The sequence below is a fragment of the Streptomyces sp. BBFR2 genome (genome assembly GCF_044497305.1).
Taxonomy (GTDB): Bacteria; Actinomycetota; Actinomycetes; order Streptomycetales; family Streptomycetaceae; genus Streptomyces.
Genome location: NZ_CP172415.1, coordinates 1,644,414 through 1,669,385 on the forward strand (window position 1 = coordinate 1,644,414; position 24,972 = coordinate 1,669,385).

The 24,972-nt window shown below is 73.4% G+C and carries 16 protein-coding genes; 2 read left to right on the forward strand and 14 right to left on the reverse strand.

All coding sequences use genetic code 11. The annotated features are described in order from the left end of the window. Positions 1-469: 469 nt before the first annotated feature. The 9 genes from ACGH2B_RS05760 to ACGH2B_RS05800 all read right to left on the reverse strand — a co-directional run bounded on the left by ACGH2B_RS05760 (position 470) and on the right by ACGH2B_RS05800 (position 16,182). Entirely contained in the window at positions 470-1,006 is a 537-nt protein-coding gene (locus tag ACGH2B_RS05760) for a GNAT family N-acetyltransferase (RefSeq protein WP_399085087.1), read from the reverse strand. Between the two features lie 315 nt (positions 1,007-1,321). Next, on the reverse strand, positions 1,322-2,167 hold the full coding sequence (locus ACGH2B_RS05765) for a GNAT family N-acetyltransferase (protein WP_399085090.1): 846 nt from the start codon (positions 2,165-2,167) through the stop codon (positions 1,322-1,324). A gap of 174 nt (positions 2,168-2,341) precedes the next feature. Next, positions 2,342-3,499, reverse strand: a complete 1,158-nt coding sequence (ispG, locus tag ACGH2B_RS05770) for a flavodoxin-dependent (E)-4-hydroxy-3-methylbut-2-enyl-diphosphate synthase (RefSeq protein ID WP_399085093.1) — start codon at positions 3,497-3,499, stop codon at positions 2,342-2,344. 186 nt (positions 3,500-3,685) lie between these two features. After that, a complete protein-coding gene (locus tag ACGH2B_RS05775; RefSeq protein ID WP_399085096.1) occupies positions 3,686-4,990 on the reverse strand; it encodes a M50 family metallopeptidase in 1,305 nt (434 codons plus the stop codon). Beyond that, the gene (dxr, locus tag ACGH2B_RS05780; RefSeq protein WP_399085099.1) at positions 4,987-6,261 is read right to left on the reverse strand and encodes a 1-deoxy-D-xylulose-5-phosphate reductoisomerase; all 1,275 of its coding nucleotides are present in this window, start codon (positions 6,259-6,261) and stop codon (positions 4,987-4,989) included. Before dxr ends, ACGH2B_RS05775 begins: the two co-directional genes overlap by 4 nt. A 671-nt stretch (positions 6,262-6,932) precedes the next feature. After that, positions 6,933-8,873, reverse strand: a complete 1,941-nt coding sequence (locus ACGH2B_RS05785) for an acyl-CoA dehydrogenase family protein (RefSeq protein WP_399085103.1) — start codon at positions 8,871-8,873, stop codon at positions 6,933-6,935. A gap of 933 nt (positions 8,874-9,806) precedes the next feature. Then, positions 9,807-11,264, reverse strand: a complete 1,458-nt coding sequence (locus ACGH2B_RS05790) for an aldehyde dehydrogenase family protein (protein ID WP_399085106.1) — start codon at positions 11,262-11,264, stop codon at positions 9,807-9,809. Positions 11,265-11,858: 594 nt separating this feature from the next. Continuing rightward, complete coding sequence (locus ACGH2B_RS05795; protein WP_399085108.1) at positions 11,859-13,514, reverse strand: PucR family transcriptional regulator; 1,656 nt, start codon at positions 13,512-13,514, stop codon at positions 11,859-11,861. A 493-nt stretch (positions 13,515-14,007) separates the two neighbouring features. Continuing rightward, positions 14,008-16,182, reverse strand: coding sequence for an ATP-binding protein (locus ACGH2B_RS05800; RefSeq protein WP_399096734.1), 2,175 nt, complete (start codon positions 16,180-16,182; stop codon positions 14,008-14,010). A gap of 250 nt (positions 16,183-16,432) precedes the next feature. Here ACGH2B_RS05800 and gabT point away from each other — a divergent pair, with 250 nt between their 5' ends. Then, on the forward strand, positions 16,433-17,782 hold the full coding sequence (gene gabT, locus ACGH2B_RS05805; protein ID WP_399085115.1) for a 4-aminobutyrate--2-oxoglutarate transaminase: 1,350 nt from the start codon (positions 16,433-16,435) through the stop codon (positions 17,780-17,782). 682 nt (positions 17,783-18,464) lie between these two features. Next, entirely contained in the window at positions 18,465-19,223 is a 759-nt protein-coding gene (locus ACGH2B_RS05810; protein WP_399085117.1) for a phosphatase PAP2 family protein, read from the forward strand. A 362-nt stretch (positions 19,224-19,585) separates the two neighbouring features. On the opposite strand, the gene ACGH2B_RS05815 is transcribed toward ACGH2B_RS05810, so the two are convergent. The 5 genes from ACGH2B_RS05815 to ACGH2B_RS05835 form a co-directional block, all read right to left on the reverse strand. Beyond that, positions 19,586-20,038, reverse strand: a complete 453-nt coding sequence (locus tag ACGH2B_RS05815) for a hypothetical protein (RefSeq protein ID WP_399085120.1) — start codon at positions 20,036-20,038, stop codon at positions 19,586-19,588. Between the two features lie 551 nt (positions 20,039-20,589). Continuing rightward, complete coding sequence (locus ACGH2B_RS05820; protein WP_399085123.1) at positions 20,590-22,014, reverse strand: NAD(P)/FAD-dependent oxidoreductase; 1,425 nt, start codon at positions 22,012-22,014, stop codon at positions 20,590-20,592. Between the two features lie 5 nt (positions 22,015-22,019). Continuing rightward, positions 22,020-22,859, reverse strand: coding sequence for an ABC transporter permease (locus ACGH2B_RS05825; protein WP_399085126.1), 840 nt, complete (start codon positions 22,857-22,859; stop codon positions 22,020-22,022). Next, complete coding sequence (locus tag ACGH2B_RS05830; protein ID WP_399085129.1) at positions 22,859-23,794, reverse strand: ABC transporter permease; 936 nt, start codon at positions 23,792-23,794, stop codon at positions 22,859-22,861. The genes ACGH2B_RS05825 and ACGH2B_RS05830 overlap by 1 nt, the downstream gene beginning before the upstream one ends. Beyond that, positions 23,791-24,957 (reverse strand): ABC transporter ATP-binding protein, encoded by a 1,167-nt coding sequence (locus ACGH2B_RS05835; RefSeq protein ID WP_399085132.1) that lies wholly within the window; start codon positions 24,955-24,957, stop codon positions 23,791-23,793. The genes ACGH2B_RS05830 and ACGH2B_RS05835 overlap by 4 nt, the downstream gene beginning before the upstream one ends. Positions 24,958-24,972: the final 15 nt, after the last annotated feature.

Sequence of the window (24,972 nt, forward strand, 5' to 3'; positions counted from 1 at the left end):
GGCGTGTCGACGTAAGGCACTCGTACGGGGCGCGACGCATGGGGCGGGCGCGGGACGCGGGGCGTGGAGCGCGCCGTAGGCGGCCGCGGGGCGCGGCATGGAGCGCGGCGCATGAGACGGGCGCAGGACGGAATGGAGCGCGGCGCATGGGGCGGGTACGGGACGGCATGGAGCGCCGCGCATGGGGCGGCAAGGCACATGGGGCGCGGGTACGGGACGGCATGGAGCGCCGCGCATGGACCGGCGAGGCGCACCGGGCCGCGGGGCGCTCGGGGCCGTCACAGGGCGGCGTGCACGGCTCCGGCGGCCCCGGTCGGGCAACTCCGGGTACGGCGCCGTCCGGCCCCCCATGGCCTGGGCCCCGCGCCGCCCCATGCGGAGCGCCCCGTGCCCGCCCCATGCGCGCGTCCCGTCCGGCCGCCCCCTCCGCGGCGGGCCCACGCCCCGCGCCCGCTGCGGGCGCGCCGGGTCAGTGGCGGTGCAGCGGCAGTGGGGCGCCCATGACGGCGTAAGGGGTGGGGGCGCTGGGGAAGAGGACGCGGCGGGCCAGGTCCTGGTAGCCGAGGGAGTGGTAGAGCGCGCGGGCGGGGCTCTCGGTGTCGAGGGCCGAGAGGATGCTGCGGGGGCACGTGGTGGCGTCGGTCAGCTCCGTGATCAGCCGACGGCCGATGCCGCGGTGCTGGTACGCGGGGTGGACGTGGAGTTCGGTGATGACGAAGGAGTCGTCGAGCCAGTGGTCGAGCTGCTGGGCCCGCAGGTAGGGCTCGACGACGCCGGACCACCAGTGGGCGCGGTCGTTGGGCATGCCGTAGATGAAGCCGACGAGGCGGCCGGCGGGCGTGGTGGCGCCCAGCGCGCGGGCCCCGGGGCACTGCAGATGCCGGAGGATGATGGGGCGGCGGATGCCCATCTCGCCGTCGGTGAGGCCGAAGGCGAGGGCCTGGACCGCCAGCGCGTCATCCACACGGGCGGCGAGATCGAGGGGGCCGACCGCGATGTCATCCATGGTCGGGAGCGTACAAGGCGGACGGCGGGAACAGCACGGTCACAGCCGTACGGCCACGGCGGTGCGGCCGGGTAGGGCCGGCTGACGGGAGGCCGCCGCACGGCGGACAGCCGTGGTACGGCCACATGGCGCGGACAGCACGGGGCGACGTCGCGGCGCTCAGCCCCATGCGCGGGCGCAGCGGTACCGCACGGCGCGGACGGCACGTACGGCGCCGAGCACGAACGACGGCCGCGCCTCGGCACGCACCCCGCCCGCACCCCGAAGCGCCCCACGCCGCTCCACGCTTCACGCACCGCGCCCCGCCCCATCCCCTCAGAACAGCACGCTCATGAACGCCCCGACCTCTTCGAACCCCACTCGCCGGTATGCCGCGCGGGCGGCGGTGTTGTAGTCGTTGACGTAGAGGCTGACGACGGGGGCGACGTCGGCGAGGGCGTAGCGCAGGACGGCGGCCATGCCGGTTTCGGAGAGGCCCTTGCCGCGGTGTTCGGGGTCGACCCAGACGCCCTGGATCTGGCAGGCGCGGGGGGTGGCGGCGCCGATCTCGGCCTTGAAGAGGACCTTGCCGTTCTCGACCCGGGCGAAGGAACGGCCGGAGCCGACGAGTTCGGCGACGCGTGCCTGGTAGAGGAGTCCGCCGTCGCCGGCCATCGGGGAGATGCCGACCTCCTCGGTGAACATGGCCACGCAGGCGGGCATGATCAGTTCCATCTCGTTCTTGCGGATGCGCCGGACGTACGGGTCGGGCGCGATCTCCGCGGACGGGGTGCTGGTGACCATGAGCGGCTGGTGGGCGCGGACCTCGCGGGCGGGGCCCCATGCGGGCTCCAGGAGGGACCACAGGGCGGCGGTGGCCTCGGCCGGTCCGACGAGGGAGGAGCAGCGGCGGCCCTGGCGGCGGGCGCGTTCGGCGAAGCCGCGGATGGCTTCGGGGGTGGCGCAGATGGGGACGAGATTGGCCCCGGCGTAGCAGAGGGATTCCAGGCGGCCGCCGGTGTACCAGCCCCACATCTCGCCGCCGAGCCGCCAGGGGTCGAGCCCGGCCACCTGGACGCGGGCGGCGACGAAGGCGTTGGCGACCGGGTCGCGGTCCAGGACCTCCAGGGCGGCGTCGAGCTCCCCCGGCTCCAGAACCTTGAGGGTGGTGGTCGTCAGCACGTGTCGGAAAGCCTCACCGGTGCGGGCCTGGGAGGCCAGGCAGGAGCAGGTTCTCGCACTGTACCTCCCGCTGTCGGACACCACCTATGGCGCTGCGTGTGAGCCCCGCCGCCCCTGGGTACGGGGCGGCGGGGCTCGGCCGCGGCGGGCGCGGTGCGGCGGGTGACGCGGAGGTCAGCCGGCGGTGGTGACGACGGGCTCGCCGGAGGCGACGCCGTCCTTCTCCATCTGCTCGGCGATCTTCATGGCCTCTTCGATGAGCGTCTCGACGATCTTCGACTCGGGGACGGTCTTGATGACCTCGCCCTTGACGAAGATCTGGCCCTTGCCGTTGCCGGAGGCGACACCGAGGTCGGCCTCGCGGGCCTCGCCGGGGCCGTTGACGACGCAGCCCATGACGGCGACGCGCAGCGGCACCTCCATGCCCTCCAGACCGGCGGTGACCTGGTCGGCGAGCTTGTACACGTCGACCTGAGCACGGCCGCAGGACGGGCAGGAGACGATCTCCAGGCGGCGGGGCTTGAGGTTGAGGGACTCCAGGATCTGGAGGCCGACCTTGACCTCCTCGGCGGGCGGCGCGGAGAGCGAGACGCGGATGGTGTCGCCGATGCCCTCGGAGAGCAGCGCGCCGAACGCGACCGCGGACTTGATGGTGCCCTGGAAGGCGGGGCCCGCCTCGGTGACGCCGAGGTGCAGCGGGTAGTCGCACTGCGCGGCGAGCTGGCGGTAGGCGTTGACCATCACGACCGGGTCGTTGTGCTTGACCGAGATCTTGATGTCGCGGAAGCCGTGCTCCTCGAAGAGGGACGCCTCCCACAGCGCGGACTCCACGAGCGCCTCGGGGGTGGCCTTGCCGTACTTGGCGAGCAGGCGGGCGTCGAGCGAACCGGCGTTGACGCCGATGCGGATGGGGGTGCCCGCGTCCCCGGCCGCCTTGGCGATCTCCTTGACCTGGTCGTCGAACTTCTTGATGTTGCCGGGGTTGACGCGGACCGCGGCGCAGCCGGCGTCGATGGCGGCGAAGACGTACTTGGGCTGGAAGTGGATGTCCGCGATCACCGGGATCTGGGACTTCTTCGCGATGACGGGCAGCGCGTCGGCGTCGTCCTGGGTCGGGCAGGCGACGCGGACGATCTGGCAGCCGGAGGCGGTCAGCTCGGCGATCTGCTGGAGCGTGGCGCCGATGTCGGAGGTGCGGGTGGTCGTCATCGACTGCACCGACACCGGTGCGTCTCCGCCTACGGGTACCGTCCCGACGTGGATCTTGCGGCTGACCCTGCGGTCGGCGAGCTTGGTCGGTACGTCCGGCATTCCCAGCGAAATGGCAGTCATCTGGCGAGCAACCCCAAGGTGTGGATCTAGGTCCCGAAGTCGGCGGGCTCCGGCCTCCGAGATTACGGCACCGGGGTTCCCCGAAGCACATCGTGGCCGCGCTGCCACGCCGTACGCCGACGGCCGGACGCCCGCGGCGCTCCGCGGGACGTCCGGCCGTCCACGTGTATGACCTGCGGCTTCGCGCTATCCGGTGAGGGTGACCGGGTTGACGACGTCGGCGACGAGGACGAGCAGGGTGAAGCAGATGAACACACCTGCGACGACATACGCGACCGGCATCAGCTTGGCGACGTCGAACGGGCCCGGGTCGGGGCGGCGGACGACCTTCGCGAAGGCGCGGCGGAGCGACTCCCACAGGGCGCCGGCGATGTGGCCGCCGTCCAGCGGGAGCAGCGGCAGCATGTTGAACAGGAAGAGGGAGAGGTTGAAGCCCGCCACCAGCAGGAGCATCGTCGCGACGCGCTGCTCCGGGGGGATGTGGAGGGAGAAGACCTCGCCGCCGACGCGGGCGGCGCCGACCACGCCCATCGGGGAGTCCGGCTTGCGTTCCGCGCCGTTGAAGGCGGCGTTCCACAGGTCGGGGACCTTGCCGGGGAGCTGGATCAGGGAGGTGACGCCCTGCTGGACCATGTTGCCCATGCGGTCGACGGACTGGCCGAAGGACTGCTGGACGACGCCGCTGGCCGGGGTGAAGCCCAGGAATCCGGCGGTGACGTACTGGCCGTCGACGTAGCCGCCGTGGCCGTCGGTCTTGGCGACCTTGTTCTCGATGAGGTCGGCGTGCAGGGTCCGGCGGGCGCCGTCGCGGTCGACGACGAGCGTGGCGGGCCCGGTGGTGTCGCGGATCTGTCCCTGGAGCGTGTCCCAGTCGGGGATGGCCCGGCCGTTGAAGCTGACGATCTTGTCCCCGGCGCGCAGCCCCGCGGCCTTGGCCGGGGAGTCCTTGGCGCCGGTGGGGCACTTGTCGGTCTTGGCGGACGCGGCGATGACGCAGTCGGAGACCGAGCCGACGCGGGTGGTCTGGGTGTTGATGCCGAAGCCCATCAGGACGCCCATGAAGATCGCGACCGCGAGGATCAGGTTCATGAACGGCCCGGCGAACATCACGATGACGCGCTTCCACGGCTTGCGCGTGTAGAAGAGCCGCTTCTCGTCCCCCTCCTGGAGCTCCTCGAAGGCGGCAGAGCGGGCGTCCTCGATCATGCCGCGCCACGGTGAGGTGGAGCGGGCCTGGAGCTTCCCGTCGTCACCGGGCGGGAACATCCCGATCATGCGGATGTAGCCGCCGAGCGGGACGGCCTTGATGCCGTACTCGGTGTCGCCCTTCTTACGGGAGAAGAGTGTCGGCCCGAAGCCCACCATGTACTGCGGCACGCGGATGCCGAACATCTTGGCCGTCGAGAGATGGCCGAGCTCGTGCCAGGCGATGGAGAACAGCAGGCCGACGACGAAGACGACTATGCCGAGGATGGTCATCCAGGTCGTCATGCGCGAGCCTCCGAAGGTGTACGTGCCGCACGGGCGGCCAGTTCGCGGGCGCGGGCGCGCGCCCAGGTCTCCGCCTCCAGTACGTCCGCGACGGTGAGGGAAGTTCCCCGTCCGGGCACGGAGTGTTCGGCGACCACTTCGGCGACCGTATCCACAATCCCTGTGAAAGGCAGCCCGCCGTGGAGGAACGCGTCGACGCATTCCTCGTTCGCGGCGTTGAAGACGGCGGGCGCGGTGCCCCCGAGGTCACCGACGTGGCAGGCGAGCGGTACGGAGGGGAACGCCTTCTCGTCCAGGGGGAAGAACTCCCAGGTCCGGGCCGTCGTCCAGTCGATGCCGGGCGCGGCGTCGGGGACGCGGTCGGGCCAGCTCATGCCGAGCGCGATGGGCATCCGCATGTCGGGCGGGCTGGCCTGGGCGAGGGTGGAGCCGTCGGTGAATTCCACCATCGAGTGGATGTAGGACTGCGGATGGACGACGACCTCGATCTGCGTGAAGGGGACGTCGAACAGCAGATGCGCCTCGATGACTTCGAGGCCCTTGTTGACGAGGGTCGCGGAGTTGATGGTGACGACGGGCCCCATGGACCAGGTGGGGTGGGCCAGCGCCTGCTCGGGGGTGACCCCGGCCAGCTCCGCGCGGCTGCGGCCGCGGAACGGGCCGCCGGACGCGGTGACGACGAGCTTGCGGACCTCTCGGCGGGCGCCGCCGGTCAGCGCCTGGAACAGCGCGGAGTGCTCGGAGTCGACGGGGACGATCTGCCCGGGTGCGGCGGCTTCCTCGACCAGCGGGCCGCCGGCGATCAGCGACTCCTTGTTGGCGAGGGCGAGCACCCGGCCGGCCCGCAGGGCGGCGAGCGTCGGCGCGAGGCCGATGGAGCCGGTGATGCCGTTGAGGACGGTGTGGCAGGGGGAGGCGGCGAGGTCGGTGGCCGCGTCGGGTCCGGCGAGGATCTCCGGCAGCGGCTCCCCCGCGCCGTACCGCGCGCGCAGCGCCTCACGCAGCGCCGGGGCGGCCTCCTCGCGGGCCACGGCGACGGTGCGGACCCGCAACTGGTGCGCCTGCTCGGCGAGCAGGTCCACCCGGCCGCCGGCGGCGGAGAGCGCGGTCACCCGGAAGCGGTCGGGGTTGCGCCGCACGATGTCGATCGCCTGGGTGCCGATGGAACCGGTCGATCCGAGGATCACGATGTCGCGGGGACCGTGCTGCGCCTCCGGGCCCGTGGGAGCCGGGGTGAAACGCAGGTGCGGGTGGGCGAGGGAGTCGGTCATGGGGTCCATTGTGGCCGGTCGCCGGGACGGCACGTCCCTCGCGTCGGCGTCCGGGCGCATACAGCGCGGCGGAAAGGGGCGAACGGGGCGGGGCGTGGGGCGGAGCCGTCGCCCCGTGCGCGGGGGACGGGGCGAGGGGGCATGGGGCGGCGGCCCCGTGCGTGGGAACGGGGCCCGTTCGGGTGGTGAGTGCTGCCCGCGTGGGGCGTGGGTGTGTGGCACAGGGGCGGGAGGGCGCATCGGGGGGGGGCGGTGGTGCATGAGGCGCGGACCTCGTGTGCGGGGCATGGGGCGGGGGGCGTCGTGGTGGGGCTTGTCGCATGGGGCGCTTGCATTGGAGGGTGCGGGGCGGGGTGCCGTCCCAGTCCCGGGGTAGGGCATGGGGCCCGGCGCGCGGGGCGGGCGCCTCGTGAGGACGGTCCCGTGCGGACGCCTTGTCCGTGGCCTCATGCGGGCGCCTCGCCCGTGGCTCCTCACAGGCGCCCCGTCCGTGGCCCCATGCGGACGCCTCGCCCGTGGCCCCTCGCAGGCGCCCCGTCCGTGGCTCCATGCAGGCGCCTCGCCCGTGGCCCCATGCGGACGCCCCATGCGGGCGGACCGTGACTCCCCGCCCCTTCCCCCGCCGCATCGCGCCGCCCCGGTCCCGGCCCCACGGCGCCCCGGTCCCGCTCCTACGGCGCCCCGGTGCCGGGGCGGCGGATGGGGCGGTGGACGTTTTCGTGGGTGCTGGGTCCGGGGGTGGCGTCGGCGATCCAGGGGCCCTCGCCGCTGGGATCGACGACGCCTTCCTCCAGCCAGCGGTACGCGCCGTCGAGAACGCCGGAGACGATCTTGCGGTCGAGGGTGTCGGTGTTGGTCCACAGCCGGGCGAAGAGTTCGTCGGCGCGGAGACGGGACTGCCGGCAGAACGCGTCGGCCAGTTGGTACGCCGCCCGCCCGTGGTCGCCGGTCAGCCGCAGGTGCTCGGCCCGTACGCAGGCGGCGCTCATCGCGAACAGTTCGGCGCCGATGTCGACGATCCGTCCGAGGAAGCCCTGCTTGGTCTCCATCCGCCCCTGCCAGCGCGACATCGCGTAGAAGGTGGCGCGGGCCAGTTTGCGGCAGGACCGTTCGACGTACCGCAGATGCCCCGCGAGCGGTCCGAACTCCTCGTACGCGGTGGGGAGCTGCCCGCTGCCGGCGACGAGCCGGGGCAGCCAGCGGGCATAGAAGCGGCCGGCGTCGACGGCGGCCCTGCCCTTGTCGCCGAGGCTTTTCTCCGGGTCGATGAGGTCGCCCGCGACGGACAGGTGGGCGTCGACGGCCTCGCGGGCGATCAGCAGGTGCATGATCTCCGTCGAGCCCTCGAAGATGCGGTTGATGCGCATGTCGCGCAGCAGTTGTTCGGCGGGCACGGCGCGTTCGCCCCGTGCGGCGAGCGAGTCGGCGGTCTCGAAGCCGCGTCCGCCGCGGATCTGGACCAGTTCATCGGCGATCCGCCACCCCATCTCGGAGCCGTAGAGCTTGGCGAGGGCGGCTTCGATCCGGATGTCGTTGCGGTTCTCGTCGGCCATCTGGGAGGAGAGGTCGACGACCGCCTCCAGGGCGAAGGTCGTCGCGGCGATGAAGGAGATCTTGGCGCCGACGGCCTCGTGCGCGGCGATCGGCCTGCCCCACTGCTCGCGGACGGCCGACCACTCCCGGGCGATCTTCAGGGCCCACTTCCCGGAGCCCACGCACATCGCGGGCAGCGACAGCCGCCCCGTGTTGAGGGTGGTCAACGCGATCTTCAGGCCGGCACCCTCGGGGCCGATCCGGTGCGCGGCAGGCACCCGGACCCGGTGGAAGCGGGTGACGCCGTTCTCCAGCCCGCGCAGGCCCATGAACGCGTTGCGGTGCTCGACGGTGATCCCGGGCGCCGTGGTCTCGACGACGAAGGCGGTGATGCCGCCCCGGTGCCCTGCCACGGCGGGGACCCGCGCCATCACCACCAGCAGATCGGCGATGACGCCGTTGGTGGTCCACAGCTTCACCCCGTCGAGAACGTAGTCGTCGCCGTCGGGGACGGCGGTGGTCGCCAGGCGGGCCGGGTCCGAGCCGACGTCCGGTTCGGTGAGCAGGAACGCGGAGAGGTCGGTACGGGCGCAACGGGGCAGGAAGGTGTCCTTCTGCTCCTGGCTGCCGAAGAGCTTCACGGGCTGCGGAACGCCGATCGACTGGTGCGCGGAGAGCAGGGCGCCGACGGCGGGGCTGGCGGAGCCGACGAGGGCGAGCGCCTTGTTGTAGTAGACCTGCGTGAGGCCGAGTCCGCCGTACTTCGTGTCGATCTTCATGCCGAGCGCGCCGAGTTCCTTGAGCCCGTTGACGGTCTCGTCGGGGATGCGTCCCTCGCGTTCGATGCGGGCACCGTCGATCCGGGTCTCGCAGAACGTGCGCAGTGCGGCCAGGAACGCCTCACCGCGCCGGACGTCCTCCGCCGCCGGGCTGGGGTGCGGGTGGATCAGATCGAGCCGGAAGCGTCCCAGGAACAGTTCCTTGGCAAAGCTGGGCTTGCGCCAGTCCTGTTCCCGGGCCGCCTCGGCGACCTGCCGTGCCTCGCGCTCGGAGACGTTGCGGGTGGTCGGAGCGGACATGTCGGGCTCACCTCGCCGCGTACGGATGGACGTGCCGACGAACCGGGGCCGGCGGGACGGCGCCCCTGGGCACTCGTGGACTACTTGCGAGGATTACCCGGTATACGTCTTATGCACCAATGCTGCGCGGTCGCCGGGCCTTCCCGGAAGGGGACGTCAGCCGTTGGTTGCGGGCTCCCCGGCCCGTGCGGGCGGGTTGGGCCGGTGAGGCGGTGCGTCTGCTCCGCACGGGCGGGCGGGGGACGAGCTTCACGGGCGCGGAGGCCGAGCGGAGCGGGGTGAGCAGGTGCGGCTCCGGCGCGGCGGAGGGGCGGTGCGCGGGCGCACGGGGCGGACGCATGGGGCGACCGCACGGGGCGGGTACACGGGGCAGGCGCGTGGGGCGGCGAGGCGTGGGCCGGCCCCTCGGCGCTGAGCGGGAGCTGCCGCGTGGGGCCGCCAGGCCATGCGTGGGGCGGCGCGTACGGGGCGTGCCGCCGCCCCATGCATAGGGCCGACGCGTAGGGGTTCGGCGCCGCTCCGTGCGTGGGGCCGACGCGTACGGGGCGCGCCGCCGCCCCGTGCGTGGGGCCAGCACGTAGGGATGCGGTGCCGCTCCGTGCGTAGGGCGGCCGCTGCCCCATGCGCAGCGCACGGGGCACGGAGCGCCGGAGCGGCAGCGGACCAGGCGCAAGGCCCGGAAAAGACGGAAACGGCCCGCTGCGGGGCCGTTTCCGTGAAGATCTGCGCGCCCCGGAGCCGGGGCGAGGGGGCGCGGCGCGCTCCGGGACAGGGGGGCCGGAGCGCGCCGCGGCCGGGGCCGGCCCACGGGAGGAGGGACCGGCGCCTGGCCTGGACTCATGTGGCGGTCTCAGGGGTGACCGCGCTGTCCACCGGTCCAGGCCGGGTCGGGCGAACGGGGCGTGCCGCGGCCGACGGGCCGGGCGCCGTCCCTCAGAGGGCGAGGCCGGTCAGGACCAGGACCCGCTCGTAGGTGTAGTCGTCCATGGCGTAGCGGACGCCCTCGCGGCCGACGCCGGAGAGCTTGGCACCGCCGTACGGCATCTGGTCGGCGCGGTACGACGGCACATCACCGATGATCACACCGCCGACCTCCAGCGCACGGTGCGCGCGGAACGCCGTCTGCACGTCGTGGGTGAACACCCCGGCCTGGAGCCCGTACTTGGAGTCGTTGACCGCGGCGAACGCGGCGGCCTCACCGTCGACCCGGGTCACCGAGAGCACCGGTCCGAAGACCTCCTCGCGGGCGAGGGTGGTGTCGGCGGGGAGGTCGGCGAGCACCGTCGGGGCGTACGCGGCGCCTTCCCGCTTGCCGCCCGTGAGCAGCTTGGCGCCGGCCGCGACGGCCTCGTCCACCCACGCCTCGACGCGTTCGGCCGCGGCCTGGCTGACCAGCGGGCCGACCTCGGTCGCGTCGTCGGACGGGTCACCGGTGACCTGCGCCTCGACCGCGGCGACGATCTTGGGGACCAGGCGGTCGTAGACCTGCGCGTCGGCGATCACCCGCTGCACCGAGATGCAGGACTGGCCGCCCTGGTAGTTGGAGAACGTGGCGATCCGCTGGGCGGCCCAGTCCAGGTCCGCGTCGGAGGCGTAGTCGGCGAGGACGACCGCCGCGCCGTTGCCGCCCAGCTCCAGGGTGCAGTGCTTGCGGGGCACCGAGTCGAGGATGTCGTAGCCGACCTTCTCGGAGCCGGTGAACGAGATGACGGGCAGCCGCTCGTCCTGGACCAGCGCCGTCATGCGGTCGTTGGGGACCGGAAGGATCGACCAGGAACCGGCCGGGAGGTCCGTCTCGGCGAGCAGCTCACCGAGGATCAGGCCGGAGAGCGGCGTGGCGGGGGCCGGCTTGAGGAAGATCGGCACGCCTGCCGCGATGGCGGGGGCGATCTTGTGGGCGCAGAGGTTGAGCGGGAAGTTGAACGGGGCGATGCCCAGCACCGTGCCGCGCGGGAAACGGCGGGTCAGCGCGAGGCGCCCGGCGCCGCCACCGTCGGTGTCGAGGCGCTGCGCCTCGCCGCCGTTGAAACGGCGGGCCTCCTCGGCCGCGAAACGGAAGACGGACACGGCGCGGCCGACCTCGCCACGCGCCCACTTGATGGGCTTGCCGTTCTCCGCGGAGATCAGCCGCGCGATCTCCTCCGTACGCTCGACCAGGCGGCGCTCGACGTGGCTGAGGGCCGCGGCGCGTACGTGGGCGGGGGTGGCGGCGAACTCGTCCTGGACGGCGAGAGCGGCGGTGATGGCCTCCTCGACCTGCTCCTCGGTCGGGACGCTCACCGTGCCGACGAGCCGCCCGTCCCAGGGGGAGGTGACGTCGAAGGTGGTGTCACCGGTGGCCTCGCGGCCGGCGACCCAAAAGGCGGTGGGGGCTGCAGCATGGTTCGGCACGTGGATCCCGGCCCTTCCGAAGTGGTGGGTGGTGCGCACGGACCGGCGAGCAGATCCGCGCTGTCGACTCTGCCCCCACCGTAGGGGTGCGACGCCCCCATGGCGTTTGTCCGAAGCGGCGCAATCCGTCCGTGTGTCTCTCCGCGGTGGACGAGGCAAGGGCGTCGCGGGGAGGGGGGAGCGTGGGGCGGTGGGTGGTTAGCGCTGGGGTGTGTTGGGCGCCCCGTGGGGCCGGGTGAGGCGGGGCCTCGGGCGGGACCTGGCCTCGCCGGTCATCGGGCTGTGGGTGTGCTGGGGCCCCGTGGCGCGGCGCGTGGGGCGGTGTCGTGCGCCTTGCGTGGGGCGAGCGTCGCACGGCTCGCATGGGGCACTCACGGATCGTCGGGGGCCGCCGGGGGCATCGGCACACGCGCTTTTGCGGTGCCCCGCGCCTGTGGGGGCCCTGGGCTATCGGGCGCGTCTGCACGATGCGCCGGACTTGCGCCCCGCTCCCGCGCGGGGAGGAGCGGCCCCGCCCCCCGCCCCGTGCCCCATGCCCCATGCCCCATGCCCCATGCCCCATGCCCCTGCGGAGCGTACGGCCGGGGGTTGGGCTCACTCCCCCGGCGTGCCGGGTGTGCTGTGGGGGCTCTCGGTGCCCGAGGTGGCCTTGAGGGCGAGCCACAACTCCATCCGGACGTCCGCGTCGTCCAAGGAGCGGCCCAGGATCTCCTCGACGCGGCGCATGCGGTACCGCAGGGTGTGGCGGTGCACCCCGAGGTCGGCGGCGGCGGCGTCCCACTGCCCGTGCCGCGAGAGCCAGGCGCGGAGCGAGGCCACCAGATCCCCGCGGCCGGTCGCGTCGTGCTGCCGCAGGGCGCGCAGCAGGCCGTCGGCGAAGGCCCGGACGGCGTCGTCGGCGAGCAACGGAAGGACGGACCCGGCGGCGACGTCCTCGTGCTCGACGAGTACGCGGCCCCGGCGGCGGGCGACGGAGAGCGCCTGTTCGGCCTGACGGTGCGCGGTCGGTGCGACGGCGGGTCCGGTCGGCGCGGAGAGTCCCGCCGTCAGCCCCGCGCCCCCGTACGGGGCCTCGGCACGGGGCGCGCCGCCACGCGACGGGGACGGTGCGTCCGGGCGCTCCTCGGCATCCGCCGCGAAGCGGACACACGCGTCGGCCGCGGCCCCGCCGTCGGCGACCAGCGCCGTCAGCCGCCCTTTCTCGGGGACGACGAGCACCGCCTCCCCCGTACGGGCGGCCGCGGATTCCAGGACGTCCGCAAGGACGTCGAGCGCGTCCGGCCCCACGCCGTCGGCGGCGCCGGCCACCGATTCGGCGACCAGCACCCGGAACGGGGCCTCCAGCAAGCCCCCGTAGAGCCGTCCCGCCACGGACCGGGCATGGTCCGGCTCGCCGACCAGCAACATCTTCAGCACGGCGGAGGCGAGCCGGGTCTCGGCGTCCTGGAGGGCGCGGGAGCGCTCCGTGGCGAGCGTCAGGAGGGCCACGGCGGAGTGGACGGCGTAGCGTTCCGCCGTTCCCAGGGCCGCCCCCGTGCCGACCGCGAGGACGCCCCGTGCGCGCCGCCCCGTGCCCAGCGACTGGAGCTCGACGCGGTCGTCGCCCTCCGCCGCGCTGATCACCGCGCTGGCGGGCGCGGGGCGCTCCCGCAGCCGGGCGACGTCGGCGGTGAGCCGGGCGGCGCGGCGGGCCGCCCATTCGGGTGCGGCGGCCAGCACGGCGCCGGACGCGTCGTACAGGGCGGCCCAACCGTCGAGGTGCGCGGCGAGCCGGGCCAGCAGTTCGGCCGGCCCCTCGGCGCTCAGTGCGGCGCGGGTCAGTTCCCGCTGGGCCTCGAACCCGGCGGTCACGGCGCGGTACTGGTCGGCGGCGACGGCGGCGGACACGGCCTTGCTGATGGCGATGAACGGAGTTCTGCGGGGCACGCCGAACAGCGGCAGCCCTTCGGCGCGCGCCGCCGAGACGAGCGCCTCGGGCACCTCGCCGTAATTGACGCCGATCGCGAAGCCGAGCCCGATGACGCCGGCACGGGCCACCCGGCGTACGTAGGCGCGCGCGGCCTCCTCGTCCTCGGCGTCCAGTTTCAGCGCGGTGATCAGCAGCAGTTCGCCGCCCTCCATGTAGGGCACCGGGTCGATCAGCTCGCTGGCGTGCGCCCAGCGGACGGGGACGTCGAGGCGGTCCTCGCCCGCGAGCACGGTCAATTTGAGCGCGGTGTGGTTGACCAGGGAGGCGAGGGTGTGCGGCATGAAACCTTCGACGGCTACGGGGCCGGCGGCCACCGCCGGTGGGCGGGGGCGGCACCGCCCGGGGGTTGGGCCGTCCCGTATGAACGGTCACCATCGATTCTGCCTCAGCGGCGGCGAGAGCAGCCGGGCGGTACACGCCGCCGACCAGGGCGCATCCGCGCCGTTCCGCCCCATGCGGCGCGGCGTACCTACGGGAACGGACGGTACGGGGGGGGCAGGCGCAGGGGCGCTGTCGTGGAGCCGAGGGGCCCGCAGCGCGCCGTGCGTGGGGCGGGCGCATGGGGCGGCGCCGCACCCCGGAGTCGCTGCGCGGCACCATGCACGTTGCCTGACAGCTCAGGCCGTAGGGCCACACGGGGGGCGCCGCCACCGGATCTGGCCCTCCCCTGCGGCCCCATGCGTGGCGCGCAAGGGACACGGGGCCGCGCATGGGGCCGCAGGAGAGCCGTGGCGAGCTTCCCGGTGCCCCGCGCACGGGGCACCGGGAAGCTCGCTACCTCTGGAGATCGACCAGAACCGGCGGCGCGTGTTCGCCGCGTACCGAGGTGACCGAGAGCACCGCGTGGCCGGCCGGGACGGCGTTGGCGAGGTCGGAGGCGGACCAGCGTTCCCGTTCGACGGTGCGGACGGTGATCGCCTTGGCCGTGGCCGCCTTGCCCGTGGCCATGCGGCGGAACGCGTGGAACGCCTTGCCCGCGGCGCTGTACGCGATGATCTGCCGGTCGGTGACGTCGCGGGTCTCCACCCACTCCTTGCCCCACACCTCGGCGAACCGCGCCCCGTCCCAAGGCGTGATACCGGCGAACGCCATCCGGCACCCGACCGCACCGAGCAGCGTGCTGCGCAGCGCCTCGGGCACATCGTCCAGCCCGCGCAGCGACAGCACCACGCCCGCGTTGGCCGCCCGCAGCCGTTGCAGACCCCGCAGCGCCTCGGCGGTGATGGTGTGCGCCGCGTCGTCGAGGACCAGGCAGGCGAAGAGGGAGCGGTCGGCGCGGGCCACGGCGGACTCGGTGAACTGGGCCAGCATCAGGCGGGCGAGGATCCGCGACGCCTCGGCGTGGCCCCGTTCGGGGAGCTCGACGCGGACCCGCAGGGGTTGGTCGAGGGAGCGCAGCGACACCTGGCGGGTGCGCCCCGTGGTGTCGAAGAACCCGGCGAAGGCGGGGCGGTCCAGCAGCGCGATGCGGTCGGCGAGCCGGGCTCCGGCGTCGTCCGGACGCTCGGCCTGCCGGGCGCGGGCGTCCAGTTCCCGTAGCTGTGCGGTGGCGCCCGCGGCGCGCAGGGCCGTACGCAGTTCCGCCACCGGCTCCGGCGCACCGTCGAGGAGTTCGCGCAGCTCCGGCACGGACGGGAAGCGGCCGTGGACGGCCCGGAACGGGCCGAGGAGCTGCCCCAGCGCGGTCGCCGCGCGCCGGCCGTCCGCACCGGGCTGGCCGGCCGCCAGATCGCCGACCAGGGCCTCGGCGAGGATGCCGGCCGCCTCGTCGGGGTCGGTCGCGCCGCCGTAGAGATCGAGGTCGGTGTCCTGGTCGGGGCGCCCGACGCGGACCACCACGTCGAAGGCGTCATCGGGACCGAGGTCCGCGCCCACGGGGCCGACGGCGACGACGGCGCACCGCCGGGCGAGCGCCTGGAGGCACATCGACTCGACGACCGGCTTGAGCACCCGGCCGGTCTTACCGCTGCCCGGCGGGCCGACGGCGAGCAGCGAGGTCCCCAACAGGCCCGGGTCCAGGGCGAGTCCGGCGCCGCGGTGCTGGTACGGGTTGCGTTCGTGGTCGGCGGCGACTCCGATGCGTACCTGGTGCGCCAGAAGATCGTGATGGGCCGTCCTGCGGGGCAGATCCCGCGCTCCGGAGGGATGCACCCCGGCGGCGGCGCCGTGCCGCAGGACGGTGTCGGTGAAGGACGCGAGGCCGCCCGCGCCGCGCCGTGCGGCGCGCCATGCGGCGCGCCATGCGTGGTCGATGCGGACGACATCGACGTCGTTCATCCGCCCCGTGCGGGCCTCGGCGGTGAGCTTGTCGGCGGCGTCGGCGGCGCCCGCGGCACGCAGTTCGGGCCATTGCGCGCGGTCCACGGCCGGTTCCGGCTTGGCCGACGGGGTGCGCTCCCGCGTCCGCCGCAGCAGCGGCCCGGCCAGCCGGCGGAGCAGCTCGGGCCAGCGGCCGAGCCGCCCGAAGATCACGGTGATACCCGCGATCCAGAGTCCGTAGTAGAGGTTGACGACCCAGATGGTGAAGGTGCCGCTGGTGCGCCAGGAGTCCGGCGTGAGGGCGTAGAGCGGCCACACCCAGTAGGTGCCGAGGTACCCGTTCCACAACAACGACCACAGCAGCCACCCGCACAGTGCCGAGATGACCGCCCCACTGATCAGCTGCCGCAACGGGGCGCGGTCGGGGTCGGCGGCGGGGCGGGGGCGGTGGCCGTAGGTCCAGATGCCCGGCGCGGCGGCGGGGCGGGGGGTACGGAGCCAGCGCAGGACCGGGGGTTCGGGCGCCGCCCCGTGCGGGGCGGACGGCGGGGCCGCGGGGGGCGGCGGAGCGGCCTGTGACGGGGCGGCGGGCGGAGCCGCCGGGCGCGGGACGGTGGGTTCGGGTCGGGGTGCTCCGTGTGGTGGCGGCGGAACGGTGTGCGGTGCGTCGTGCGTGCCCTCGGTGTCCATCCGGTGCCCCTCGTCCCCCTTGGACTGTGCCTGCGTCATTCGTGGGCCGTGCCCGCGTGGCGGCGGCGCGGGTGCGCCGTCGTGCGGTACGCCACCGCTCAATCTACTGGCCCCGTGCCGTCGCTATGTCCGGCGCGGACAACGCAACACGCGCACTTCTCCCGAACGGAACATGCCAGACCCCCGCCACCGCCCCTAGCCTGCGGGAAAAGACCTTTCGTACGTCCCCTTCCACCCCCAGGAGACTGCCATGACCGAACTGTCCGGAGGCCCCGCCCTCCCCCAGGAGCGTCGCGTCGTCACCGCGATCCCCGGCCCCAAGTCGCAGGCGCTGTGGGAGCGTAAGCAGGCCACCGTGGCGGGTGGCGTCGGTGCGGTGCTGCCCGTCTTCATCCAGCGCGCCGGCGGCGGTGTTCTGCAGGACGTCGACGGCAACTCCTTCATCGACTTCGGCTCCGGCATCGCCGTGACGTCGGTCGGCAACAGCGCCGAGGCCGTGGTGCGCCGCGCCACGGCGCAGCTCGCCGACTTCACCCACACCTGTGCGATGGTCACGCCGTACGAGCCGTACGTCGAGGTCTGTGAGCAGCTCGCGGAGCTGACGCCGGGCGACCACGCGAAGAAGTCCGCGCTGTTCAACTCGGGTGCGGAGGCGGTGGAGAACGCCGTGAAGATCGCCCGCGCCTACACCAAGCGCCAGGCGGTCGTCGTGTTCGACCACGGCTACCACGGCCGGACGAACCTCACGATGGCGCTGACCGCGAAGAACATGCCGTACAAGCAGGGTTTCGGCCCGTTCGCGCCCGAGGTCTACCGGGTGCCGCTGGCCTACCCGTACCGCTGGCTGACCGGCCCGGACAACTGTGCGCAGGAGGCCGCCGAGCAGGCCATCTCGCAGATCACCAAGCAGATCGGCGCGGAGAACGTCGCGGCGATCATCATCGAGCCGGTACTCGGTGAGGGCGGCTTCATCGAGCCGGCGAAGGGCTTCCTGCCCGCCATCGCGAACTTCGCGAAGGAGAACGGCATCGTCTTCGTCGCCGACGAGATCCAGTCCGGTTTCTGCCGCACGGGGCAGTGGTTCGCGTGCGAGGACGAGAACATCGTCCCGGACCTGATCACCACCGCCAAGGGCATCGCCGGCGGTCTGCCGCTGGCCGCGGTCACCGGCCGCGCCGAGATGATGGACGCGGCGCACGCGGGCGGCCTCGGCGGCACGTACGGCGGTAACCCGGTGGCGTGCGCGGCGGCGCTGGGCTCCATCGAGACCATGCGTGAGCTGGACCTGAACGCCAAGGCCCGCCGGATCGGCGAGATCATGAAGGCGCGTCTGGGCGCGATGGCGGAGAAGTTCGACATCATCGGCGAGGTCCGCGGCCGTGGCGCGATGATCGCGATCGAGCTGGTCAAGTCCGGTTCGAAGGAGCCGAACGCCGAGGCCACCGCCGCACTCGCGAAGGCGTGCCACCAGGAGGGCCTGCTGGTCCTGACCACCGGCACGTACAGCAACGTGGTGCGTTTCCTGCCGCCGCTGGTCATCGGCGAGGACCTGCTCAACGAGGGTCTGGACATCCTGGAGACGGCGCTCGCGGCGCTCTGACCCGGACGTCGGCCGACGGGACGGGGCGCGGACCGGGCCAGTACGGGGCGTCGGCCGCTCCGGTCGGCGGCCACGCTCCGTCGCCTCGGGTCGCCGACCCGGTTCCCCGTCCGGTGGCGGCGGTTCTCCGACCCGATGGATGCGGCACTTCGGCCCGGGGCGCGGCACGGACCGCACCCCGGGCCGGAGTGCGTACGGGCCCCGTGCGTGAGCGTGCTCGGGGCCCCGTGCGCGGCCCCATGCGCGGGGCCGGAGCCCCCTGCACGGGGCGGGCCCCACGTATGACGCGGTGTGTGCAGGTGAAAAGGGTGGGTGGCAGCGTGAAGAAGATGTGCGGGGGCAATGGCGGCCGGGTGATCCGGCTGTCGGGCGCGATCCGGGTGCCGTACGGTTTCTGCAGATGAGAGATACACCCCGCTCGCAGGAGACTGCGGGCGACGCCCGGCCGGTGCTTCACCCGCTCCGACCAGGCCGTGCCCTCGCGTACGAATCCGGGGCCTCCGGCTCCGGGAATCCTCACCGATCGGACGGCCGCCCGCCCCATACCCCCCGGGGCGTGCGGTATCCCGGTCCGCGTGGCCGCCTCGGAAACATCCCCCCTGTTCCGAGGCGGCCGATTTTTCTGCCCGGAACCGGCCGTCCCTCCGCACGGCGCCCCGGGTACCGGTACACCGTCCAGACCGTGCTCTGCCTCCTGCTGTTCGCACTGCTCACCTGGCAGGTGGCCGCGCACGGTGCGCTGCGGACGCTGGACGAACGGTGGGGCCTCGCTCTGAGCGCCAGTGCCGTCCCGGCGCCCGTAGCCCAGTTCTTCGCCGATCTCGGAAACGCCACCGTCGCGCTGCCGGTTCTTCTGGCTGCGGTCGCGTGGACACTCCGGCCTGCGGTACGGGCCGCACGGCGGGGACGGAGCCCCGGACGGGGCACGGCGGCCGGCCCGCATGGGGCGCAGGGCACGGCGGAGGTCGCCGGGCGCGGCGGCTCCGCACGGGGCGTCTTGGGACGGTCCGGCGGCGGGCGGGTGCGGTGGTGGGTGCCGGGGCTCGCCGCGGTCTGCACGATGCTCCTCGTACCGGCCGTGGTCGTGCCCGTGAAGGTGTGGATCGGGCGTCCCGGGCCGCCGCGCATGGCGGGGGCACCCCATGACGGTTTCTTTCCCTCCGGGCACGCCGCCACCGCCGCGGTCGCGTACGGCCTCGTGGCACTGCTGCTCCTGCACGCCCGGCGGCGGCCCGGCCTCGTCCGGCGTGCGCGTGGACCGGTGATTCTCGCCGCATGCGTCGCTCTGGTGAACGTCGGTGTCGGCTTGGGCCTGGTGCGGCAGGGGTACCACTGGCCGCTGGACGTGGCGGCGAGCTGGTGCCTGTCCGGGGTGTTGCTGACACTCTGGTCGGCGGGCCGCGCCCGCTGGTACGAGACCGGGGGCACGGGGCGGTCCTGATCCGGAGTGGTCCGTGGTCCTGACCCGGGGCGGTCCTGCCGCTGTGGGGCCTGGCCCTGAGTGCCCCTGACTGGCATCGCGCGCCATGCGCCGGCCCGGTGCGCGACGCCGCGCACCGGGTGCCCCGCCCCAGGCGCCGCGCGCGGGGCGCCGCCCTTCGCTCCGTGTGTCCCGCACATCGGCGCCATGCCTTGTGTCTCAGGCGCCGTGCCGCACCCCATGCGCGGCCCCGGGCCACGGCATCGCGCCCTGCGCCCCGTGCCCGGAGGTCGGTCTCCACCTTGCACGGCGCGCGCAGGGTGCGGCGCGCGCCGTGCCCCACCACGGTCCTGGAGCACCGTGCCCGCCCGCGGTCGTTCCCGTCAGGTGTCGCGGGCGATGACCGCGGCCGCTTCGTGGAGGGCGAGTTCGAGGAGTCCGGGGTCGGTGAGCGTGCCACGGCCATCAGGAGGAACGATCCAGCGGACGCCTCCGGTGGCTCGGCCCGGGTACGGGACGACGATCCAGGTGCCCTTGCCCGCGCCCCGAATGCCGGTGCCCAGCCAGCGGGTGGCGGTGCCCGGCGGGACGAAGAAGCCCATGCGGGAGTCTCCGAAGTCGGCCAGGACGGGGCCGGGACGGGGCGTCACCCACGTCAGGACGTCGAGGGTGGGGTGGCCGAGCTTGCCGTCGACGATCAGGACGTCCCAACGCCTGCCGGCCGGAAGGAGAACCACCCCCAGCGGGCTGCGTTCCCATTCCCACCGGCAGGCATCGGGATCGGGTGCCGCCGATACCAGCCAGTCCACTGCGCGCTTCGCCCCCGCGGCGTTCATGTTTTCCTCGCTCTCCCGGCCCGTTCGGGCAGGTCCACGGGGAGAGGGGGCGGGGGCGGCATCCTTACACGGTTCCGTGGAGCAATTTTCCGCCGGTGTGCGCGGTCGGAAAGACGGGGCGCGGGGCGGCACCGCATACGGGCGCGACGGGGCACCGTCCGGAGGGCGCCGGGCCCGTTCCTACGGCGGACGCAGGCGTACAAGGCTCGACGGCGCACCATGCGACCACCGCCCCCCGGTTCGCGCCCTCCGCATGGGGCACGGGCCCCATGCGACGAGCCCCGCGCACCAGCCCCGGCGCCAGGCCCCCGGACAGCCGCCACGCCCACGCCCCATGCGGGGTGCCCCACGCGGTGTCCCCCATACGGCAGGTCTGCGCGGCGCCCGCGCCCCAGGCGCCGCGACGCAAGCTCCGCATCCCAGGGCCCCGGGCCCCATGCGCAGCCCCACGGCGGCAGTGCCCGCACAAGTACGGCCCCACGCACCGCCCCACGCCCAGGCCCGCGCCCCCGCCCGTGTCTCTCCCACCCCGCCCTCAGCTCGCCCCGCCCTCAGCTGTCGAAGCCGAGACCTGCCTTGTCCATCGCCCGGAGCCACAGGTTGCGGCGGCCCTCGTGGGTGTCGGCGCGGGTCATGGACCACTGGGTGATCCCGATTCCGGCCCAGCGGAGCGGTTCCGGCGGGAACGGCAGGGGCTTGCTGCGGACCATCTCCAGCTCGGTGCGTTCGGTCCGTTCTCCGGAGAGGAGGTCGAGCATCACGTCGGCGCCGAAGCGGGTGGCGCCGACGCCGAGCCCGGTGTAGCCGGCGGCGTACGCGACGCGGCCCTTGTGCGCGGTGCCGAAGAAGGCGGAGAAGCGGGCGCAGGTGTCGATGGCGCCGCCCCATGCGTGGCTGAAGCGGAGCCCTTCCAACTGCGGGAAGCACCGGAAGAAGTGCTGGGCGAGCTTGGCGTAGGTAGCGGGGTGGTGGTCGTACTCGGCGCGTACGCCGCCGCCGTAGCGGTAGACGATGTCGTAGCCGCCCCACAGGATGCGGTGGTCGGCGGTGAGGCGGAAGTAGTGGAAGTGGTTGTTGCTGTCGGAGAGGCCCTGGCGGCCGCGCCAGCCGAGGGCCGCGCGCTGTTCCTCCGTCAGCGGTTCGGTCATCAGCGCGTGGTCGTAGACCGGCACGATGTACGGGCGGACGCGCCGCAGCAGGGACGGGAAGGCGTTGGTGCCGAGGGCGACCTGGCGCGCGAAGACGCGGCCGTAAGGGGTGCGGACGGCCATACCTCCGCGGTACGGGCCGAGGGCCGTGGCGGGGGTGTGTTCGTGGAAGCGGACGCCGAGGTCGCGGCAGGCGCGTTTGAGGCCCCATGCCAGGCGCGCCGGGTTCAGCATGGCGACGCCCTCGCGGTCCCACAGACCGGCGAGGAAGGTCGGCGAGTCGACCTCGGCGCGTACGGCGTCCCGGTCGAGGAAGGTGTACCGGTCGCCGTGGCCGAGGCGGGCGGCGTCGTCGGCCGCCTCCTGGAGTTCGGCGATCTGGTGGGGCCGGGTGGCGAGGTCGATCTCACCGGTGCGTTCGAAGGCGCAGTCGATGTGGTGGCGGGTGACGGTGTCCTCGATGGCGTCGAGGTTGCGCAGGCCGAGTTCTTCGAGGCGGGCGAGTTCGCCGGGCCAGCGGGCGAGGCCGTTGCCGACGCCGTGGGTGAGGGAGGCGGCGCAGAACCCGCCGTTGCGTCCTGAGGCGGCCCAGCCGGTTTCGGCGCCCTCGACGAGCAGGACATCGCGGTGCGGGTCGCGTTCCTTGGCGCGCAGCGCGGTCCACAGTCCCGAGTAGCCGCCGCCGACGACGAGCAGGTCGCAGTGGGTGTCGCCGGTGAGGGCGGGCAGGGCGGCAGGGCGGTCGGGGTCGTCGAGCCAGAACGGGGCGGGGGTGGCGTCCGCGAGGGCGTGGACGGGGGACGGGGCGTTCATGGCAGCTCGTGCCATGGATCTCAGCTCCTCTTTCTGCGGGTGCCGGCCAGCTGGCCGGCGACGACGCACACGACGGCGACGAGGAACATCGCCGTACCGATGACATTGATCTGAACGGGCGTGCCCCGCTGCGCCGATCCCCAGACGAACATGGGGAAGGTCACGGTGGAGCCCGCGTTGAAGTTGGTGATGATGAAGTCGTCGAAGGAGAGCGCGAAGGAGAGCAGCGCGCCCGCCGCGATGCCGGGGGCGGCGATCGGCAGCGTCACCCGCAGGAAGGTCTGTACGGGGGTGGCGTAGAGGTCCTGGGCGGCCTGTTCCAGGCGCGGGTCCATGCTCATCACGCGGGCCTTGACGGCGGTGACGACGAAGCTCAGGCAGAACATGATGTGGGCGATGAGGATCGTCCAGAAGCCGAACTGGATGCCCATGTTGAGGAAGAGGGTGGCCAGCGAGGCGGCCATGACGACCTCGGGCATCGCCATCGGCAGGAAGATCAGCGTGTTGACGGTGGAGCGGGCGCGGAAGCGGTAGCGGGCCAGCGCGAACGCGATCATGGTGCCGAGGGCGGTGGCGCCGAGCGTGGCCCAGAGGGCTATCCGCAGGCTGAGTCCCAGGGAGCCGCAGAGTCCGGCGACGCCGCACGGGTCGGTCCAGGCATCGGTCGAGAAGCGCTGCCACTGGTAGTTGAACCGGCCGTTGGGCTTGTTGAACGAGAAGATCAGAACGATGACGTTGGGCAGGACGAGGTAGGCCAGCGTGGCCAGTCCGGCGAACGTGACGAGGTGGCGGCGGAGCCGGCCGGGGCGCCGCACGGGGCGGGCGCACGGGGCGGCACCGGTGGTCTCGTGGACGGTCATCAGACCAGTTCCTCCGTCCCGGACTTGCGGATGTAGAAGGTGACCATGGCGAGGATCGCCGCCATGAGGAGGAACGAGAGCGCGGCGGCGGTGGGGTAGTCCAGGACGCGCAGGAACTGCGACTGGATGACGTTACCGATCATCTTCTGGTCGGCGGAGCCGAGAAGTTCGGCGTTGATGTAGTCGCCGGTGGCGGGGATGAAGGTCAGCAGGGTGCCGGCGACGACGCCGGGCATGGACAGCGGGAACGTCACGCGCCGGAAGGTGGTCGCGGGGCGGGCGTAGAGGTCGCCGGCGGCCTCGTGCAGCCGCGGGTCGATGCGCTCCAGCGAGGTGTAGAGCGGCAGGACCATGAACGGCAGGAAGTTGTACGTCAGTCCGCAGACGACGGCGAGCGGGGTGGCGAGGACCCGGTGGCCGTCGGTGAGGCCGAGCCAACTGGTGACGTCCAGGATGTGGAGCGCGTTCAGGGCGCCCACCACGGGGCCGCCGTCGGCGAGGATCGTCTTCCAGGCGAGGGTGCGGATGAGGAAGCTGGTGAAGAACGGGGCGATGACGAGGATCATCACGAGGTTGCGCCAGCGTCCGGCCTTGAAGGCGATGAGGTAGGCGAGCGGGTAGCCGAGCAGCAGGCACAGCGCCGTCGCGGTGGCGGCGTAGAGCACGGAGCGGACGAACTGCGGCCAGTACTGGACGAGCGCGTCCCCGTAGGTGGCGATGTGCCAGGTGACGCGGAAGCCCTCCTCCAGCGAGCCGGTCTGCAACGACGTCGACGCCTGGTAGACGAGCGGGGCGGCGAAGAAGACGACGAGCCAGGCGATGCCGGGCAGCAGCAGCCAGTACGGGACGAGCCGTTTGCGCAGCGGCGCCGTGCGGACCTCGTCGGGCGGCGCGGCGTCGGGGGCGGGCGCGGGGGCCTCGGTGGCGGTGCTCACGCGGCCTCCTCGTCGGTGTCGGCGCCGGCGCTGATGTCCTGGGCGGCGTCGAGGCCGAAGGTGTGCGCGGCGCTCCAGTGCGCGAGGACGTCCGCGCCGGGCACGAGGCGGCCGTCGCGGGCGATGTTCTGTTCGTAGACGGCGACTTCGCCGACGCCGGGGACATCGAGGAGGTACTGCGTGGAGACGCCGATGAACGCGGCGTCCTTGATGCGGCCGGAGAGCCGGTTGTGGGCGTCGGGGACGGTCGCGGCGTCGTCGGGGTGGGCCAGGGCCATCTTCTCGGGGCGGACACCGGCGAGCAGTCCGCGCCCCGTGCGGGCCCCCGTGGGGCAGCGGCGGGCCGGGACGCGGAGTGCGCTGCCGGCGGCGCGCAGCAGCAGGTCGTCGCCGTCGGCGCCGGTGACCTCGGCCTCGATGAGGTTGGAGGTGCCGAGGAAGTTGGCGACGAAGGTGGTGGCGGGGTTCTCGTAGAGGTCGGCGGGGGCGCCGAGCTGTTCGACGCGGCCGCCGTTCATCACGGCGACGGTGTCGGCCATCGTCATGGCCTCTTCCTGGTCGTGCGTGACGTGCACGAACGTGATGCCGACCTCGGTCTGGATGCGTTTGAGTTCGAGCTGCATCTGGCGGCGGAGTTTGAGGTCGAGGGCGCCGAGCGGTTCGTCGAGGAGCAGTACCTGGGGGTGGTTGATCAGGGCGCGGGCGACCGCGACGCGCTGTTGCTGGCCACCGGAGAGCTGCTGCGGTTTACGGCGCGCCAGGGGGCCGAGCTGGACGAGGTCGAGCATCTCTTCGACCTGCTTCTTCACCGATTTGATGCCGCGGCGGCGCAGTCCGAACGCGACGTTCTCGTAGATGTCGAGGTGGGGGAAGAGCGCGTAGTTCTGGAAGACGGTGTTGACGTGGCGTTTGTAGGGCGGCAGGGCGGTGACGTCCTCGCCGGAGAGCGCGACGGTGCCGGTGGTGGGGTCCTCCAGGCCGGCGATCATCCGCAGGGTGGTGGTCTTGCCGCAGCCGGACGCGCCCAGGAGCGCGAAGAAGGAGCCCGCGGGGACGGTGAGGTCGAGGGGGTGGACGGCGGTGAAGGAGCCGTACGTCTTGCTGATCCGGCGCAGGCGGACATCGCCGCCGCTGCCGCGCTGGGGGCTTGCGGTCTTCGTCATGTCGGTCGTCCCGTG

Bases quoted from the DNA above. Each gene is read 5' to 3' on its own strand.
- ACGH2B_RS05760 (WP_399085087.1), bottom strand. From the start codon at position 1,006: ATGGATGACATCGCGGTCGGCCCCCTCGATCTCGCCGCCCGTGTGGAT.
- ispG (WP_399085093.1), bottom strand. From the start codon at position 3,499: ATGACTGCCATTTCGCTGGGAATGCCGGACGTACCGACCAAGCTCGCC.
- ACGH2B_RS05775 (WP_399085096.1), bottom strand. From the start codon at position 4,990: ATGACGACCTGGATGACCATCCTCGGCATAGTCGTCTTCGTCGTCGGC.
- dxr (WP_399085099.1), bottom strand. From the start codon at position 6,261: ATGACCGACTCCCTCGCCCACCCGCACCTGCGTTTCACCCCGGCTCCC.
- ACGH2B_RS05785 (WP_399085103.1), bottom strand. From the start codon at position 8,873: ATGTCCGCTCCGACCACCCGCAACGTCTCCGAGCGCGAGGCACGGCAG.
- ACGH2B_RS05795 (WP_399085108.1), bottom strand. From the start codon at position 13,514: ATGCCGCACACCCTCGCCTCCCTGGTCAACCACACCGCGCTCAAATTG.
- ACGH2B_RS05800 (WP_399096734.1), bottom strand. From the start codon at position 16,182: ATGGACACCGAGGGCACGCACGACGCACCGCACACCGTTCCGCCGCCA.
- gabT (WP_399085115.1), top strand. From the start codon at position 16,433: ATGACCGAACTGTCCGGAGGCCCCGCCCTCCCCCAGGAGCGTCGCGTC.
- ACGH2B_RS05815 (WP_399085120.1), bottom strand. From the start codon at position 20,038: ATGAACGCCGCGGGGGCGAAGCGCGCAGTGGACTGGCTGGTATCGGCG.
- ACGH2B_RS05820 (WP_399085123.1), bottom strand. From the start codon at position 22,014: ATGGCACGAGCTGCCATGAACGCCCCGTCCCCCGTCCACGCCCTCGCG.
- ACGH2B_RS05825 (WP_399085126.1), bottom strand. From the start codon at position 22,859: ATGACCGTCCACGAGACCACCGGTGCCGCCCCGTGCGCCCGCCCCGTG.
- ACGH2B_RS05835 (WP_399085132.1), bottom strand. From the start codon at position 24,957: ATGACGAAGACCGCAAGCCCCCAGCGCGGCAGCGGCGGCGATGTCCGC.